This is a genomic window from Vibrio sp. CUB2 (genome assembly GCF_001557945.1).
Classification (GTDB): domain Bacteria; phylum Pseudomonadota; class Gammaproteobacteria; order Enterobacterales; family Vibrionaceae; genus Vibrio; species Vibrio owensii.
Genome location: NZ_LNRB01000011.1, coordinates 144,530 through 162,765 on the forward strand (window position 1 = coordinate 144,530; position 18,236 = coordinate 162,765).

At 48.2% G+C, this 18,236-nt stretch carries 8 protein-coding genes; 1 reads left to right on the forward strand and 7 read right to left on the reverse strand.

From position 1 onward, the window contains the following. Positions 1–8: 8 nt before the first annotated feature. The 7 genes from ATB78_RS18500 to ATB78_RS18530 form a co-directional block, all read right to left on the reverse strand. On the reverse strand, positions 9–626 hold the full coding sequence (locus ATB78_RS18500; RefSeq protein ID WP_061009780.1) for a hypothetical protein: 618 nt from the start codon (positions 624–626) through the stop codon (positions 9–11). Then, positions 623–2,212, reverse strand: a complete 1,590-nt coding sequence (locus ATB78_RS18505) for an MDR family MFS transporter (protein WP_061009782.1) — start codon at positions 2,210–2,212, stop codon at positions 623–625. Before ATB78_RS18505 ends, ATB78_RS18500 begins: the two co-directional genes overlap by 4 nt. Beyond that, positions 2,209–6,294: a non-ribosomal peptide synthetase gene (locus ATB78_RS18510; RefSeq protein WP_061009785.1), complete on the reverse strand. Its 4,086-nt coding sequence runs from the start codon at positions 6,292–6,294 to the stop codon at positions 2,209–2,211. Before ATB78_RS18510 ends, ATB78_RS18505 begins: the two co-directional genes overlap by 4 nt. A 91-nt stretch (positions 6,295–6,385) precedes the next feature. Beyond that, positions 6,386–11,902 carry a type I polyketide synthase gene (locus tag ATB78_RS18515; RefSeq protein ID WP_061009787.1) on the reverse strand — a complete coding sequence of 1,839 codons (5,517 nt, stop codon included), beginning with the start codon at positions 11,900–11,902 and terminating at the stop codon, positions 6,386–6,388. Positions 11,903–12,041: 139 nt separating this feature from the next. Further along, a complete protein-coding gene (locus ATB78_RS18520; RefSeq protein WP_061009790.1) occupies positions 12,042–12,317 on the reverse strand; it encodes a phosphopantetheine-binding protein in 276 nt (91 codons plus the stop codon). 18 nt (positions 12,318–12,335) lie between these two features. Then, positions 12,336–13,832, reverse strand: coding sequence for an amino acid adenylation domain-containing protein (locus tag ATB78_RS18525; protein ID WP_061009792.1), 1,497 nt, complete (start codon positions 13,830–13,832; stop codon positions 12,336–12,338). A gap of 67 nt (positions 13,833–13,899) precedes the next feature. Next, entirely contained in the window at positions 13,900–16,950 is a 3,051-nt protein-coding gene (locus ATB78_RS18530) for an amino acid adenylation domain-containing protein (RefSeq protein ID WP_061009794.1), read from the reverse strand. A gap of 581 nt (positions 16,951–17,531) precedes the next feature. Between ATB78_RS18530 and ATB78_RS18535 the strand changes: the two genes are divergently transcribed. Continuing rightward, the coding region (locus ATB78_RS18535) for an IS110 family transposase (protein WP_155647839.1) at positions 17,532–18,236 on the forward strand (705 nt) is incomplete at its 3' end.

Here is an 18,236-nt window from a genome sequence, read left to right on the forward strand (position 1 = left end):
CTGGGAATTTATGCGCTTGCCTCCGATGACCAACGAAAACCGGGCCAGTAAAAACTGAAAGCAATCATCGCCAGAGTCAGTGGCCAAGCGCCAGTGAAAACGAAGTAGTCAGCGTAATCTGGCATATAACGGGAGAACTTAATTACGAGTAGCGCCTTCACGGCGTAAGCGAGAATCCAAACTAGAGAAATCTCCTGCCATACTTGGGCGTATTTTGGCGAGCCATAGACAGGCAACTGCATCAAGCGAGGGAGCGCATTTTCCGCCTGAGTACGAACCACTGGGCGGCCAATCATGGAGTAGAAGCCGAATACGACAATGACAGACAGTGATCCGCCTACCGAAAGGAAGACGCTTTCTTGTTCAATTCCGAACAGGGTGTAACCATGCAGGTAAAGGTAATGAATAGTGCCCGAAGCCAAAATCAAAGCGATAATGGACAGAGAACCACTCCGTTTGCTGAACAACTCCAGTAATGCGGAGTAACACGCAGTGACAATCAACGCCGCTCCTGCTCCTCCCCCCCAGAATATCAGGTTGTAAATCAGAATGGGCACTATGATGGTCATTCTTGCTTCTGAAGACAGCAGATAGTTCCAGACACTCATTGATGTTTTATCACTCATGCTGTTTCCTCTTTTTTTAGTTGAAGCTGGAAATCACGGTTTGAACACAACACCATGATGGCGGTGGCGAGCATCATGATCCCCATGATCATAAACAGGTCGTTAAAGGCCATGATTTGCGATTGAATTGCCATCCTTTCACCAAGAATGCTCACCGCTGTTTGTTGGACATTGGTGCTATCAGACGGCAGCCCTTGATTGACCAACAGATTCTTTACCCCACCCAGATAGTGATAAAACTGCTGACTACCTGTCAGTAAGGTGGATTTGATGGAATCAAGGTGGAAATAGATCCGAGTAATGAAATAGGTCGACAGTACCGCGGTACCCATTGAGCCACCCAGACTGCGAAATACATTGATTAACACTGCCGATGAGGCCGCATCCTCCGCTTTAATATTCTGGGTCGCCAGCATGGAGAGTGGCACCATGATAAACGGCTGTCCTAACGCACGAACCAACATCGAGGCGATCATCTGCGGCCCGGCAAAGTCAGCATTCATATGGCAATCCATAAAGGCACTGATGGCCAAACCAACGAAACCGATGAAAATAAGATACTTAGGGTTATAGCGACGAATGAGAAGTGGAATCATCGGCAAAATCACCAGCTGCGGTAGCCCCATCCAGATAACAACATGACCAATTTCTGTCGCGTTGTAATCGTGAATCATCGTCAGATAATACGGCACTAGAAACAGAGTGCCGTAGATAGCTGAGCCCAACATGGCAAAGATGAGCAAAGCATAGGAGTACTGATATTCCTTAAACAGGCGAATGTTAATCAGCGGGTTACGATGTACGATCTGGTCATAGACAAAAATGACAAAGCTGATGGCAGAGAGCACCGACAGTACGCAAATCATGCGCGAGTCGAACCAATTTTCATCGCCGCCTTTTTCCAAAATGACTTCCAGCGTACCAAGAAACATCATCACCGACACCACGCCAACAAAGTCGCCCTGACGAATGATTTGCCAGTTAATAATGGGATGCTTCATTGAACGTTGAATCAGTGCCCATGCCACGAGTGACGGTAAAACATTGACGTAAAAGATCGCGTGCCATGAAAAGTGTTCAGTTAGCCAACCGCCGATCGCCGGACCTATCGCTGGAGCGAAAGTGGCAATAATACTGAATAACGACATCCCCATTGGGCGCTTTTCTAGCGGCAGGATTTCAATGATCAAACGGAAAGACAGCGGGATCAATGCGCCACCACAAAAGCCCTGCAAAGCGCGGAAGACAATCATCGAGTCCAGGTTCCACGCCATCGAACAAAGCAAGGACGAGCCGAGAAAACCGCCGATACACCATAAAGCGTAACGACCCGTTCCCAGCGCTTTTGATAGCCAGCCACAAAGTGGGATCGCAACAATCTCAGCCGTAAAGTACGACGTCATCAGCCAAGAGGCGTCATCCAGGGACGCTGACAGCGCCCCCTGAATGACTTTCATCGAGGAGTTAGTGATCTGAATGTCCAGAATGGCTATAAAGCCACCGATGAGGCCACCAATGATGGCCCACCACTCCTTCCTTGAAACGATGACTTCGCTTTCCGGTTTTGAAAGTGCGATCGTACTCAAAGCAGCCCCTCCTGTAGACGACTCGCCAAGTCACCAATGTGAGGCGCGTTCATCATGGAGATGTGATCACCCTTCGCAGGCAATACGGTCAGAGGCTGCTCGCTGTATGCCTGCCAACCCAACCCAGATTCTTTCAGTTGCGTACGGCCAGCTAACATCTCTTCTGCTTCCGCCACGACAACAGGACCAGAATATCGCTGCCCCTGATATTCATCTGTCGCATTCATGTGAGCCTGAAGAATGGCGAGAAAGTGCTGGAAGTCCTCTGCGCTGATATTATTCGGCACCAAGTTCGCTTGACGAAATCCTGTAAGGAATACCTGTGTTCTTTCCGCTTGTGACATCTTGGCCAATTGCGGGCCAGAGGTATCAAAAGACGTTCCGGTAAACAGCTCTACCTTATGAGCAAAGTAAGCAAGACGCTCATGCTCAGCCATAATGGCGCTGTTATCGACGTCAACTTGAGGGGCTGGTTGATCAAAAACCAAAACCTTCGGCTGATTTCCGGTCAAAGCCTGAACCTGACACGCCATCTCAAAAGCGATGGTGCCTCCCATTGACCAACCACCGATGATCAACTCTGGACACTCTGCTAGTTCGCCGAGCTGCTTCAAGTAGTACTCAGCTAACGTCGGCACTTTGCGGTTGTACTCAGCTAGCCCCTGAAAATCAGCTACCTGAACACCGTAGACCGGATACTCTTTGCTCAACCCCTTAACTAACTCGTCGTAACAAAGCACATTGCCACCAGCAGGGTGAATCAGAAGTATGGTCGGCTTCTGCTGTGGGTTACCCTGATTGAGCATCACAATCGAAGAACCGTAATCAGCGTTATCGGATACCTGTTCAATCAGTTTGCCAAGTCGAGCGACACTGCTGTTTTCCAGTATCTGGCCGAGGGTCAATGTAGTAGAGAACGCTTTATTCACTTCAATCAGCAGTTTCAGTGCACTGATAGAGTTTCCCCCAAGATTGAAAAACTCGTCATCAATACCGACCTGTTGAGTGTTCAAGGCTTGCTGAAACAGCGTCAGCAAACGAGCTTGCGTTTGATTGTTTGGATGGGAAGAAGTCGATGTCTGTGTATTCCGCTTAGCCTCAGGCAACTCCTGATAATTGGTTTTTCCGCTTGCGGTGATTGGCATAGCGTCGAGCCACATCCACATTTCTGGTTGCATGTAAGCGGGTAATAGCTGTTTCAGTTCCGTCTTAATCCCTTCCTGATCGGTAGTTTCACCAACAACGACATAAGCGACCAAACGGCTAGAGTCCGCGGTTTGCTGCTGTACAACCGCTGCGCGTTCAACATTAGTAATCTGGCCCAGCGCCTGTTCAATATCGGCCAGCTCAACTCGATAGCCACGTACTTTAACCTGACGATCCAAGCGGCCAAGATATTCAAGGTTGCCATCGGCTAACAGGCGGCCTTTGTCACCTGTGCGGTAAAGGCGCTCACCTGTCAAATACGGGTGGGGAACAAAGTGACGCTGCGTTTGCTCATCGAGGCCAAGGTATCCTGAAGCCAGCTGTGCTCCACCAATACAAATCTCACCAGGTACGCCCGCAGGAAGTAGTTGTTGATGAGCATCGAGAACCAGTACATGACTTCCATCGAGGGCCTGACCAATAGGCGAAACCTGATAACCCCAATCCGCGATGTTGTCGGGAATCGTCAATGTCGTCACGCCCACCGTACACTCAGTTGGGCCATAGTGATTAACGATCTTGCAGCTTGGTCTGAGCGCTTTGACTTTCTCAATTAGAGATACAGGTAAACGCTCACCGCCAAGCACCAGTGTGCGCTCTGGAAGCAAATACTGCGCGTTCGGGGCGTTTAACAACGCAGACAAATGTGTCGGCGTGATCTTCATACAATCAAGAGGCTTATCTTTTAGGTAATTGGTGAGTTGTTCAGGACTTTCCAGCAGACCATTGGTCACTACCTCCAACTCGCCTTGACCAACCAACGCTGGGAATAACATGGTATGAGCCAGGTCTGTGGAGAAGGACGACAATAAGCCATAGCGCGCTCCGTGAGTTTGTTCGAGTACCGGAGCAATCGCTCGGCAGTAATGACTGAGTTGGGAATGGTGAACACACACACCTTTTGGAGCCCCTGTACTGCCAGAGGTATAAATGATATACGCTGGTCCATCGCCAAGGTTATCTGGCGGATTAGTCCGTGTTGGTGAGGTGTTACTCGTTTCTGTTTTCAGAATGTCGACCCAATTTAGTGAAGATTGTGTAGCTAGTGCTTTTAAAGCAATGGGTACTTCACCTACGAGTAAAACTCGTTTAACTTTAGCATCGTTTAAGATGAAGCCGATTTTAGTTTCTGGCATATTGATGTCGATAGGAAGGTAGCAACCACCCGCTTTCAGGATGGCTAATATCGCCACCACATTATGCTCACTTTTTTCCATCAGTATTGCGACAGGCTCACCGTGATTCATACCTTGCGAGACCAGTTGTGCTGCCAACTGATTGGCGCGCTCGTTGAGATCGGCATAACTCAGTTCACGGCCTTCACAACGCACTGCCACATCTTCAGGGCAGGCTAACGCCTGTTGCTCGAATTGGCGATGAACTGGCAAACCTTGATTTGCCTCTGTTGGTAAACACGCTTTCAGTAGAGACTGACGTTCATCTTCCGTCACCAATGACAAGCCTTGAATCGACTGCTGTGGGTGCTCAACCAATGCCATCAATATGGTGTGTAAATCACGCAGCATTCGCTGCACGGTAGCGCGTTCAAACAACACAGTACTGTAGTTGAATGTGCACAACAAACCGTCGCCGTCTTCTTCAATCCATAAGTTGAGATCCAACTTAGACACACCGTAGTCTACTTTGAGTGGCGAATAGCTAAACAAGGTATTGGTTCGCGAGTGCGGATAAACCTGATATGTCAGCACCGCCTGATAAAGCGGGTTAACACATGCATCTCGCGAATAGTCGACCACATCCAGAATGCGATTAAACGGTACGTTCTGATAGGCAATCGCCTCTTCGCTTTCGGCTTTCGCTGCTTCTATCACAGCCGAAAGAGGTAAATCATCATTGAGCGTGAAACGCAGTGGCAGCGTGTTCATGAACAATCCCATCATTTCCTGCGTCTGGGCATCACCGCGATTGGCGAAAGGCACACCAATCACAATGTCATTCTGATTACTGTATTTATGCAGGAGTAACTGGTAGGCCGCCAGCATCAGATGAAAGGTAGTCGCCCCCTGTTTTACTGCGTAAGACTGAAGCTGATGACAGAAGCCAGCATCAAGTGGATGGCTGACATAACTTCCCTCAAAGTTGAGCGTATCTGGGCGAGGGTGATCAGTTGCCAATTCTAGCACACCTTGAACGCCACTGAGTTTATCGCGCCAGTAGTTGAGACCCTGTTCGTACCTACCTTCTTCAAGCCAGCGGCTTTCTTTTAAAGCGTACTCAGTAAACTGCGCTGCATGCTCTACCGTCTGGCCAAAGTAGGTGCCCATGAATTCTTTGAAGCACAAGCTGACGGTCCAACCATCTGAAATAATATGATGGAAGGTCAGCATAATGATGTATTCACCCTGCTGAGTTTTTGCCATTCGCCAACGAAACAGTGGTCCGTTAGTCAGGTCAAAATTCTTTCTGCCTTCTTCACGAGCAACTCGCATGACCCACTGATTTTTATCCGCTTCAGGCATGGCAGTAATGTCATCAAAACCAAAATTGAAACTGGGCTGGTTGTCGATGCACTGGCAAGGCTCGCCATCGATCACTCGGATCGTAGTGCGGAATATATCGTGATTATTGGTCATTTTCGTCAGAGCGCGTTCGACTCTGTCTGGTTCGAACTCATGATCAATGTGACAGGTGATCGCCAATGGGTTGTTATAGGCTTTATTGTCTTCGAGGAACTGCTCCAGTGCCCAAATGCTATTTTGTGCATTGGTGAGAGGGATTATTTTGCGTTTTGGTTCCGTTGTTGAACAACGGCTCTCTTCCATGAGCTGCGATTTTTTCTGTTTTTTCTCTCTGGCGAGCCTTTTCAGCTCTTCAAGTCCCATAGAGTTCAAAATCTGATTCGTTTTAGTTGTCATAACCGTGCCCTTTTACCGTTTGGAAGATTTGGCTGCCGTGCGACAGCCTGAAGGTGATGAACTTCCCGGGCTAATGCCCGGGAAATGGGCGCTATTCACTCTGAAGAACAGACTCAAACGCCTCGATGATCAGGCCGGAAAGCCCTCTTACGGTTTGATCCTGATAGAAGAGATCCACTCGAATATCGACTTCAAACTTGGCTGATACTTTTGACACAATTTGCACCGCCAGCAGTGAGTTACCGCCAAGCTCGACGAAATTGTCATCAACACCAATACCTGAAATGCCTAAAATCGACTGCCAAACTGCAATGATCTCTTTTTCGATATCATTTTCAGGTGCCACATACTCAACTGAGAGTTCTGGACGGGCGTGCCCTTGGCTGATTTCCACTTCCAGCTCTGCCAACTGCTCATCTTCCTGTTCAGGAATCGCTTCGTAGATAAGCTGACCCAGATCACTGGTCACCACGACGAGTTGCTCAAACTCTAGGTGTGCAAGTTGTCGTTTCAGTGCATCCAGCCCTTCGTAGAACAAAATGTCCTTGTCGGAGACATCGACGGCAACCTGAGCTACAGCAGACACCGGCGCAGCAACAACCTGATTCTCTGCCTTCATACGTACTAGCGTGTAGTTCTCCAAAACCATCAACGGCTTGCTGTCAGCAGATAGGAAGACCACATCCCAAACGATAGTACTATCTTCGGCCTTGTATGGTTGTTTGAGTTTGACGTGCGCGTAACAATCACCATCAAGCGGTGCTAGATAGCTGACCTTTCCGTAGCTAAATGGAAGGTAGTTGTCCGTCGTTATAAGCTTGATGCATCGAATTGCAACCGAGTCAATCAGTGCCGGATGATACGGATACTGCTCAAAATCACCTTGGAACTGAGTGTCGAAATCTTTATGAATCAACCACTCATTCTTACCTTGCCATACGCACTTAGGACCATTCCATCGCTCACTGAGCGACAGGAAGGTTTCACCCGTTATAGCATTCGGGTAATCATGGCCAGTTAATTCGTCAGGCAGTTTATTCATGCAGCGAGAACGAATCTCTTCAAGTGAATCTAAAACAGCAAGGTTCTCTGCACCGCGGCCAAGGTTGCCCAGCGCATGTTCGTCCCACTCGATGTCACGGACGCCACGGCTACGAAGGCTAAAGCTGTAGCCAGCTCCTTCACTGCGTACATACAGGCGCATTTCACGTGGCCATACGTTGTGGTAAATCACCGGTTTGGTCAACAGCAAGTTCTTAACCTGAAGCGCTTCCTGAGGCTTGAATTGATTCATCAGAGTATGCAGCATCGACAGTATGGTGGTACCAACCAAGGCCGGTTGATTCGACAACCTATGCTCGTTGAGTACCCAGTCATTCCGCACATCCAGATTGACTCGATATTCTTCTTCCATACCTTTACGGCCGAGCAGCGTAAGCAGCCCCGTTTGTTCTAGAGACGCTTCGTTGGCTTTGTTTTTCTCACCCAATTCACGAGCCCATTGAACCGCCATGCCGACATCGCCCCATTTGCCCCAGTTGATTGCAATGGTGCGACCGTTTCGATTCTGATTACGGTAGCTGGCAAACACATCCATAAAAGCATTACCAGAGCAGTAATCAATTCGAGCTTCATCACCGACAATCGAGCTGATGGAAGAAAACAGCACCATGAAATCAGGCTGGCTGTCTCTGGTCAGGTCATCGAGAATCAGGCTACCGAGGATTTTCGGCTCCAGAACGCTGGCACAATCTTCATCTGACTTGAGCGGAATGATGCCACCACCCGCAATACCAGCCGTGTGGAAAATGCCATCAAAGCGATCATAGCGTTCAAACACTTCCGACATAGCCACATAATCACAGACGTCCACATTGACTAGGTCAATGGTGTTACCTTGCTCTTCAAGACGCAGGATGCCCGCCAATTTTTCACTCATTGGGTCATCGACTGGGTGCTTCTGAATCCAGTCATTCCATTGCTCGCGTTCAGGCAGACGACTGCGATAGGTCAGAACAAGCGTCGCATTGCTCATTTCCGATATGTGACCGGCCACCAGCATACCAAGGCCGCCCAACCCACCAGTGATGAGATAAACGCCATCATCTTTGAATTGCGCCGATAAGCCTGGTTCTTGCTGTTTTAAGTTAACCGCCTGATAGTCTTCCTCCCAGCGGCAACCACCTCGATACGCCACAAGTTGGCCGTCGGTGTTAATGCTGCTCTCAGCAATCAGACAACGTGTTGCCTGCTCTGCCGTCCAATGGCCCGATTCATTCGCTAAGTCTGAAGGCCAGTCGATATCGACTAAATGACACTGAACATCTGGGTACTCGTGGTAGAACACACGGGCAGGCCCGACTAACAGTGCTTTCTCAGGAGCATAAACTCGCTCCCCAGAGACACTGAAGATATTATTGGTCACCAACAACAGGTGAAGATTATCCAGCAAGTTTTCATTCACCAACGCCTGTTGCAGGTACAACGGACTGTAGAATGAATCCAACTGGTGTTCACGACACAGTTCAAGGTCGACATCACCTTGCTCAGGAGAGAGGTTCCACAGATCAACAATACGAACCGGATTCATCTCTTGAGCTTCAATTGCCTTAAGCACTCGGATGTAGTCTTCACGAGAGGTAGGGTCAATGACAAAGCTCTTCGCGCTGTCGCTGGTGACGACATTCTCTTGATAACAGACGCCTTTAAACACAGTCACCACTTGTTGGCCTGATGCCAGAAGCTGAGCATGGAGCTGATCAGCGATGCCATATTCGTCAGCTAACACCACCCAACAATCGTTTTCATCTTGAGTTTGCTTGCTCGGCATAAAGTCAGCAGGAATAGTTCGCTTCCACGCAGGCATATAGAACCAGTCACCAACATCGGTTTTCTTGCGTTTTGAACTGGCTTCCGCACTGCTGCTTGATAGGCTTTCAGCATTACCTGTTTTCAGCTCAGGCAGTTTGAATTCATTTCGCTCGAACGGGTAGCCCGGCAGAGGCAGGCGACGTCGGCGCTCATCACCATAGTAAGATGTCCAGTCAATCTCGACGCCGTGCGCCCATAAAGCGCCAAGCATTGAGACGAAATACTCACCGGAGATCTCCACTTCTTTTGCCGTAGGCAAGGACGAGAAGATATCAGCATTCGAACTATCTTCTTCACGGAAGTGTTGCTTAGCCGCAGACTCAAGAGAACGGCCCGGCCCCACTTCTAATGCCACGAAGCCATCTTGATGGTCGGCCATCAAGGTTTTGAATGCATGCGAGAACAACACAGGGTTTCTGACATGGCGCACCCAGTAGTCACTATCTTGTGCCAACTCATCGCTGATCCATTCGCCATTTACCGACGAGACGAACGGAATCTGCGGCGCATTCAGTTCAATGCCATCGATCACGTCTTTGAACGCTGGCAACATAGGATCCATCATGCTTGAGTGGAAACCGTGTGACGTATCCAAGTGCTTGCAGAAGATGCCTTCTTCTTCCAGTTCATATTGGAAGGCTTTTATCGCTTCAAGCTCACCCGCCACCACACAGAGCTCTGGGTAATTGACCGCCGCGATATCCAGTTCACTGTTTGATAAGCGCTCTGTGAGCTCAGCTTCTTCCATCAGAACCGCTAGCATTGCGCCCGCTTGCAGAGCCTGAACCAGCTTGCCACGAATCGCGACAGCTTTGAGAGCATCTTCCAACGAGAATACACCTGACAAACATGCTGCCACGTACTCACCGACACTGTGACCAATCATCACATCTGGCTGAATGCCCCATGACATCCAAAGCTGAGCAAGGCCGTACTCAACAACGAACAACGCAGGTTGGGTGAACTGAGTTTCGTTGATACGAGCCGCGGTTTGATCATCTTGTGGGAAAATAATCTCACGCAGATCCTGTTCAAGTATTGGCATCAGATATTCGCAGCACTGATCCATCGCCTGTTTAAACACCGGATACGTCTGATATAGATCGCGAGACATATTCGGATATTGGTTGCCCTGCCCCGGGAACATAAACACCATTGGTCGCTTCGATTTGTTTCCAGATACAATCTGAGAAGGCTTAGCCAGCGCTTCCATGATGGCCTGACGATCATTGCCGACCACCGAGGTGGAAAATTCGAACTGTTTGCGGCCTACCTGCATGGTGTACGCCACGTCCGCCACATCTGCATCTGGGTTATCTGTCAGGTAACTCGCTAGACGCTGTTTCATCTCATTCAACGCGTTGCGACTGCGGGCTGAGAACGGGATCATGAGTGGCGAGTTATGCGCATCACCCGGTTGGGTCTCTGGCGCCGTTTCAAGAATCACACATGCATTGGTACCACCAACACCAAAGGAGTTGACCAACGCATTGTTTGGCTTGTCTTGCTGTTTAAACGCTGTCAGTTGGGTGTTCATCACGAATGGACTCGTTTCAAACTCAATGTTTGAATTCGGCTCAGAATAATGCAGCGAGGCAGGAAGCTGTCCGGATTCCAATGCCATTGAGGCTTTAATCAAGCTGGCAACGCCCGATGCCGCATCGGTGTGACCGATGTTAGTTTTGACCGAGCCTAGACGACAGAATTGTTCTTTATCCGTAAAGTGGCGGAAGGTTTGCGACAATGACGAGAATTCAATCGGGTCGCCCAACGCGGTCGCCGTACCATGCGCTTCAACAAAGCGGATGTTTTCTACATCAATATCTGAGTTGGAAATCGCCTGTTTTGCGACTTCGACCTGCCCTTCAATGCCCGGCGCCGTGAATCCCGCTTTGAGGCTGCCATCATTGTTGATCGCACCACCTTTGATCACAGCGTAAATATGGTCGCCATCATTGACTGCGTCTTTAACGCGTTTCAGCAGCACAGCACCAACACCGCGGCTAAACACCGTACCATTGGCACGAGAATCAAACGCATAACAACGTCCATCCGCCGACTCCATACCGCCTTGCATGTATTTGTAGCCGCGACGCTCCGGTGTATCGATGGATACCCCACCAGCAACCACGAGGTCACTTTCACGGCTTAACAGGCTGTTAATCCCCATCACCACGGCCACCATTGCGGTTGAACAGGCCGTTTGCACATTCACGCTTGGCCCTTTTAAGTCGAGTTTGTAGGAGACTCGCGTTGTGACATAGTCTTTATCGTTATTGGTCACAACGGATGCGCCACTGGCAAACTGGCTGACACCCGGATGGGAATGGACTTTGTTCAAATGCCACGCTGTGCCTGTCCCGCCAAACACACCCACCTTGCCCGGATAACTCGAAGGCACGTACCCCGCATCTTCAAAAGCGTGCCAACTGCTTTCCAGAAACGCACGGTGTTGAGGATCCATGATTTCCGCGTCACGAGGAGTAATATCAAAGAAGTGCGCATCGAAATGTTGCGCGTTGCCGAGAATACCTCGGCGGGGAATATAGTTGGGTGAGGCAATCAATTCTTCATCGACACCCGATTCGCGAAGCTCTTGTTCGCTAAATGTTGTGATGGTTTCCAGCCCTTCAGCGAGGTTCTTCCAGAACGTCGTGATGTCTTCTGCACCAGGGAATCGGCCTGACATGCCAATAATAGCTATATCTTTATCGCGCAGTGTTGCTTGGTCTTTCATATGCTACCTCACGGGTTGTATGTCGTATTTATTTGTACTTATTTCGGGAAAAACGGCCCCTCTCCTTTGAAAAGAAAGGAGTGTTTCAATCAGCGAATAAAATGAGTTTGTCTTCTAGGTAAAACTAATTAGCGAAGTTTTAATTCGTTTTTTCTAATAACACCTGAGGGTATTTTTTAGATATACTCTTGCTTAGCGAATCCACTGTAGGACATTGAAATAACTCGATAATATTAATCGGAATTCCAAGCTGTCTTTTTATTTCCCTGTGTACTTTACTCATTAATAATGAGTTGCCTCCTGCATCAAAGAAGTTCTCATCTCGGGCAATTTTTTTGACGTCTAAAACCGATTGCCAGATTGAGAGAACACGGTTTTCAATTTCAAGTGTCATATTGGGTTTGTTATTCAACATAGTGCTAGAACCTTCTAGTTAGTGAGCGTTTAAAGCTGACTTGCTAACTTTCCCATTAGGGAGCTTGGGTAAGCTATCAACGGAATAATATCGGGAGGGTTGCATGTAGTAAGGCAATACTTTTGCCAGTTGTTCTTTGATCACTTGCACATCAACATTGGACTGCTGAGATGGCACATAGAAAGCGGTCAGATAAGACGCCTTACCATCATCGCTGCTATCAACAATCACCGCCGCGTGAGAGATGCAGGGCATCGCTTGCAACTGAGCTTCAATTTCAGCTAGCTCAATTCGGTGACCTCGCAGTTTGATTTGTGAATCGGTTCGGCCATGAAACAGTAGCGCACCGTCTTCTCTGCTACTCACCAAATCGCCTGTGCGATACATTTTCTCTCCACTCTGCTTAGCAAAGGGATGATCAATAAAGCGCCCTTGGGTGAGGTCGGCACGTTTCAGGTAACCTTTCGCCAGAATGTCTCCGGCTAAATACAATTCACCGCACTGCCCTTGTTTTACCGGCTGTAAATCTTCATCAAGGACAAGCACTTCTGCATGTGGAATCGGGCGACCAATCGGCACAACTTTTTCGGCACACTGTGGCTGGCAGTACCAGTGACAGGCAAAGATGGTGGCTTCTGTCGGTCCGTAGAGATTATGGATATGACCCGGATACTGAGCAGACAGGTCATCCACCAAACGCTGCGGCAGCGCTTCACCACCAGAGAAGATATGCTCTAACGACGTACATTGTTGCAATACATCGGCATCGACAATGATACGCAGTGCGGTTGGTACAAACTGAGCGACAGTGACCTGATGCTGCGCAACAAAGTCAGCCAACAGTACGGGGTCGTACTTAGCATCTTCAGCAATCAGTGCACAGCTTGCTCCAGTCATCAGAGGCCAGAACATTTCCCAGACTGAAATATCAAAACTGAATGTGGTCTGATTCAGTACCCGGCTGTTTGTCGTCAGTTGAAAAGCATCTTGCATCCAGTTGAGGTAATTCACCACCGTATGATGCGCAATCATCACGCCCTTAGGCTTTCCGGTTGAGCCCGAGGTGTACATGATGTAACACAAGCTCTGTTCATCTACCTGCGGTAAGTCTGGGATTGTCGCACTGGAAAAATCTATGCTATTCACATCCAACGTTGGAAGATCATTGCCAAACCAATACATGCTATTCAAATTGTCAGTGATCACTAGTTTGGCTTCCGAGTGCTCTGCCATATAAGCGAGGCGATCGCTTGGGTAATAGGGATCAAGCGGTAAATAACAAGCCCCTGATTTCAATATTCCCAATATGGTCGCAACCAGGTTATTGCCGCGATTCATGTAGATGCCGACAACATCGCCTGATGTAATGCCAGAGCGGATTAATGACTGAGCAATATTATTGGCGCGCAGTTCCAGTTGGCGGTATGTGATGTTTTCACTGTCACTTCGCAGAGCGATATTATCCGGTGTTTTGGCGCACTGATGAGTAAACTGACGGTGGATCAATTTTGGCATTGTATTCATCTCCCCATATTTAATCGTTCTTCATCTCCGGCTCCTGGCGAGCCGGAGACACTCGGCATTACAGAGATAATGTGTCTGAAATCAGAGCCAAGTATTGTTCTGCCAGCAAGGAGATCTGTTGTTTGGTAAACGCCGTACTTTCATAATCAAAATTGAGGATCAATTGCTCGCAGTCGTCGACAGTCAAGGTCAAATCGCATCGAGCGGATTGCTCAGCGATGTGTTGAACTTTCATGCGGCAGCCTTGCACCTCTGTAGCTTCCGGCATTGCAGACAGATAATTAAACGTGACAGGGAAACGCAGTTTCTCGAGCCAGCCTTTGCTTCGCATTTCATCAGCAAGTTCTAGGTAGGACACGGACTGATTTTCTATCAGCGAGTAGATCGCTTTGCTGCTAGCTTCAATCAAGCTAACAACGCTATCCATCTGTTCAACCTGCTCATGGTAGGTAACCATGTTGACGAAACAGCCGATCTGACCATCGTGCTGACAAAGAGCTCGATTGGAGACAGGCAAGCCAATCGTTATGTTGTGATAACGAGTTTCGTGGTTTAACACGAGATTAAACAGCATGAGCAACACGACATAAGCCGTTGTATTGTGAGCGTGGGCAAAGTCTTTTATCGCTTGGCTGAGTGGCTGGGAAAGCTCAACAGAGTAACCTTCAGGTGCAGGGTAATCCGTCACCGGATAGAGCGAGGTATCCACACCTTTTGTCAGATAGCGGTTCAATGTCGACAACCAAAATTGCATCTGGCTCTCTTCATCCACCATGGCTCCTCGATGCTGTTTTGCGCTGAAATGGTGCTGGCGATTCTGCGCAAAGCCATAATCTCCCGCTACATACGCGCGGTAAGCCTGAACAAATTGCTCAAAGAATATGCCAATGGAATCATGGTCAAATACGGCATGATGAACTCGCACCACTATCGCATGCTCATCATCATTCTTGCTCAGCATCGTAAATCGAATCGGCGGCTCACCGTCGATATTGATGTCCGGCATATCTGCCATATCCAGCAACTCACGTTGAGACACTTCACTGAGTTTGCCAGTCAAATGCTCAGCCTTGCGGTGTTGAATCTCTACTTGTTCTGCCTTAAATCCACCTTCTTTAGCAGTAAAGTTATCGAGATCAAATTGAGTGGTCAGGATTGGGTTGCTGGCCAACAATCGATTCAGACACCATTCCACGCCTTCTGCATTTACCTGTCCATCAAGATAGATACAAAACGCAGGCTGATAGGCTTTCGGGTTTGCACTGGTTTGTTCTAGGGTCAGGAAGTAAGCCTGTTGCGATGTGAGCGGTTCGAATTGCGCTTCTTGATAGTTGTCATTCGGCGTGAATGTCGCGTCATCCAAATCATCCGCCAAGTAATAAGGCACGACCGCAGCCAGTTTACGCGGCGTCGCATTACTGAAAAAGAGCTTAAAATCTATTTCGCTGTAGAGGCGGCGTCGAATCAGGGTTCTGGCGCGCATCGCCTGTAAGGAATTCCCGCCTAGGTCAAAGAAGTCATCATCAACCCCTAAGCCACTAAAACCTAACACTTCTTGCCAGATGTCCAAGAGGTCTCGTTCGAGATCATTGCTAGGTACGTTGCAACCGTAGTTCAGCTCAGGTCTAACAGGTGCTGGCTCAGGAAGACGAGCACTATCGAGTTTTCCGTTAGGCAATTTAGGAAAGCTTTCAAGGTAAACAAATTGAGCAGGCATCATCGCGCTCGGGCAGCGCTCGCTAAGGAAAGCACGTAGATCCCAAGCACTGGTTTTTTTGTCCGTCAGCAAGTAAGCCACCAGCCCACCATTGACCATTTTCACCGCGGCACCGGCTATTTCACCATGCTGACGAAGATTGGCTTCTATTTCGCCCAACTCAACTCGCACACCGTGAATCTTCACCTGACGATCTTTGCGACCAAGGCACACCATCTCTCCGTCTGCTTTGAACTGACCTAAATCTCCAGTGCGATGCGCGCTATGGCCGCGATGAGAGAAGAAGCGTTCTGCGCTCAATTCAGGTCGATGGCTGTATCCACGAGCCACGCCCGGACCGGATATACAGATTTCACCCACACTGCCGTCTGTCACTAGTGCGCCCTCTTCATCGAGCAGAAACAACTCACTTCCCGCCAACGCTTTGCCTATGGTCACGGGCTGGTCTTGCTTCAACTCTGTAAAAGCACAGTTGGCTACGGTTTCCGTCGGGCCATATAGGTTAAACAAACGCACATTCTCGATGCTGTCGAAAGTACGTTGCTTAATGTCTTCACCGACAGGTTCACCAGAGAGAAAAACGGTTTCAGGCAGAGATAGCGCGCCATCGACTGAGCAGCGGTAATTGAGTAGCTCATTCCATATTGTCGGCACACAGTAGATCGCCGTGTTGGTTCGGTTCTGGTACCAATCAAAGAGTCGTTGCGGGTTATTCAAAGTACCTTCAGGAAGAATATGAAGGGTGTCGCCACGTAGCAACGGAGCAAACAATTGAGTCACCGCTGCCGCAAAGCTTAGAGAAGATGTGAGTGGAAGTGTTGCTTGAGTTTCAGGCCATAAATCGTGATTAAACCAATCGAGATAATACGCCATGCTGCCATGTTCAACTTCCACCCCTTTTGGCACACCCGTCGAGCCTGATGTGTAAAGCGTGTAGGCCAAATCAGATGTGGTCACTTTCGGCAACGAAGCCAATTGAGATCCACCGATGAGATCAAGCAAATCAACATTCAGTTTTTCTGTTTCACACGACAGCATGCTTGGCTTCTTAGCCAGCGAATCATTCGTAATTACAACAAAAGCTTTTGAATCATCGAGAACTTGTTGAATGCGCTTTGCTGGCTGAAACGATGATAACGGAACATAACTGAACCCTGCTTTCATCACCCCCAAGATCACTACAGGCAACATCAGGCTAGGTTCAAGGTAAACCGCCACTTTACCTTTGTCGCCATCAGGATATTGATTAACTAAGTAGCTCGCCAGTTGGCTAGATTGCAGTTCAAGCTCAGAATAGGTCAGCGACTTATATTTGTAGATAACCGCTATTGCCTCAGGGGAAATCGACGATTGCATTGAAATAGTTTCAAATACAGGATTGTTATTTTTCACAATATTTACCTCGCTGGTTAAGGTATTCCTGAAGTCAAGCGAGAATATTTTCTTGCTGACCGATTGCTACAAGTAAAAGTTAGACATGAAAACTTAGGATTTAATTAAGGAAACAAATTGGTTTTAAGCATCAAAGTTTCGAAGGTAGAGAAAGGGAGGAAATAAAAACAAGATAACAGGCACTTATGGAGATAAAGCTTACTTTAAATTCAATATTATCAATTATAAACCAACTTTAAATTGACTATAAACAGACATAAAAAACACTTTAGAGTTAAGTTCATTTTCTTTTTTGTAGATACCCCCGTGCATGCACGGGGTACTTACTGTTACAACTCCATGCGGAGTTGACCAGAATCCTTTTCGCCCTGATGTCTAACGTAATTCGCTACAACCTGTTCATTCACGCCTACGCTACTGACAAAGTAACCTGGCGACCAAACAATGTTCTCTTTCCAGTAAACCTCACTTAACCAACTGAACGTTTTTCGCATGTGGTGCGACGATTGGCTTAATTATATGGTCCGCCCCACTCTCAAGCCCTTAAGCTTAGAGTAGACTCTCAGAATGAGGTGAACCATATGTCTTCTATTCATATTTTAGGTATCGACCTAGGCAAGCACTGTTTCCACGCTATCGCTCATAACCGTTCGGGTGCGGAAGTATTACGTCGTAAGTTTAATCGAAACCAACTCCAACATTTCCTTTGTAAAATCGAACCAACAACCATTGCTTTCGAAGCTTGTGGCGGTGCTCATTGGCTCGCTCGTAAGTGTGGTGAGTACGGCCATCAAGTTCGACTCATTCCTCCTCAGTACGTTAAGCCTTATGTCAAAGGCAATAAAAATGATTTCATAGATGCATCAGCAATTGCAGAAGCCGCTGGTCGACCAACAATGAGGTTTGTCGCGGTAAAAAGTGAAGAGGCCCAAGTCATCGCAGTGATTCATCGTGTCAGAGATGGTTATATCAAGGAAAGAACAGCTGCCATGTCTCGAATTGGGGCTATCTTGCTTAAGTTCGGCCTGAGTTTTCCAAAGGGGCATGCAAAGATGAAGTCTCTCTTCCAATGGCTAGCGGAGCAAAAAGTATCATTGCCGGAGAATTTGCTGTGTGAATTAGTGTCTATCCACGAACACTACAAATACCTTAATGAACCAGTCAAAGCTCAAGATAGTAAGCTTCAGACAGTTGTTAACAACAACGAAAGTGCACAATTGCTGAAAACTATCCCTGGAGTTGGCGACCTTACATCGACGTTGTGCGTGGCGGACGTAAGCTCCCCA

What these genes read in the sequence shown, in the direction of transcription:
- ATB78_RS18500 (WP_061009780.1), bottom strand. Translation starts at nt 626, where the DNA reads ATGAGTGATAAAACATCAATGAGTGTCTGGAACTATCTGCTGTCTTCA.
- ATB78_RS18510 (WP_061009785.1), bottom strand. Translation starts at nt 6,294, where the DNA reads ATGACAACTAAAACGAATCAGATTTTGAACTCTATGGGACTTGAAGAG.
- ATB78_RS18515 (WP_061009787.1), bottom strand. Translation starts at nt 11,902, where the DNA reads ATGAAAGACCAAGCAACACTGCGCGATAAAGATATAGCTATTATTGGC.
- ATB78_RS18520 (WP_061009790.1), bottom strand. Translation starts at nt 12,317, where the DNA reads ATGTTGAATAACAAACCCAATATGACACTTGAAATTGAAAACCGTGTT.
- ATB78_RS18525 (WP_061009792.1), bottom strand. Translation starts at nt 13,832, where the DNA reads ATGCCAAAATTGATCCACCGTCAGTTTACTCATCAGTGCGCCAAAACA.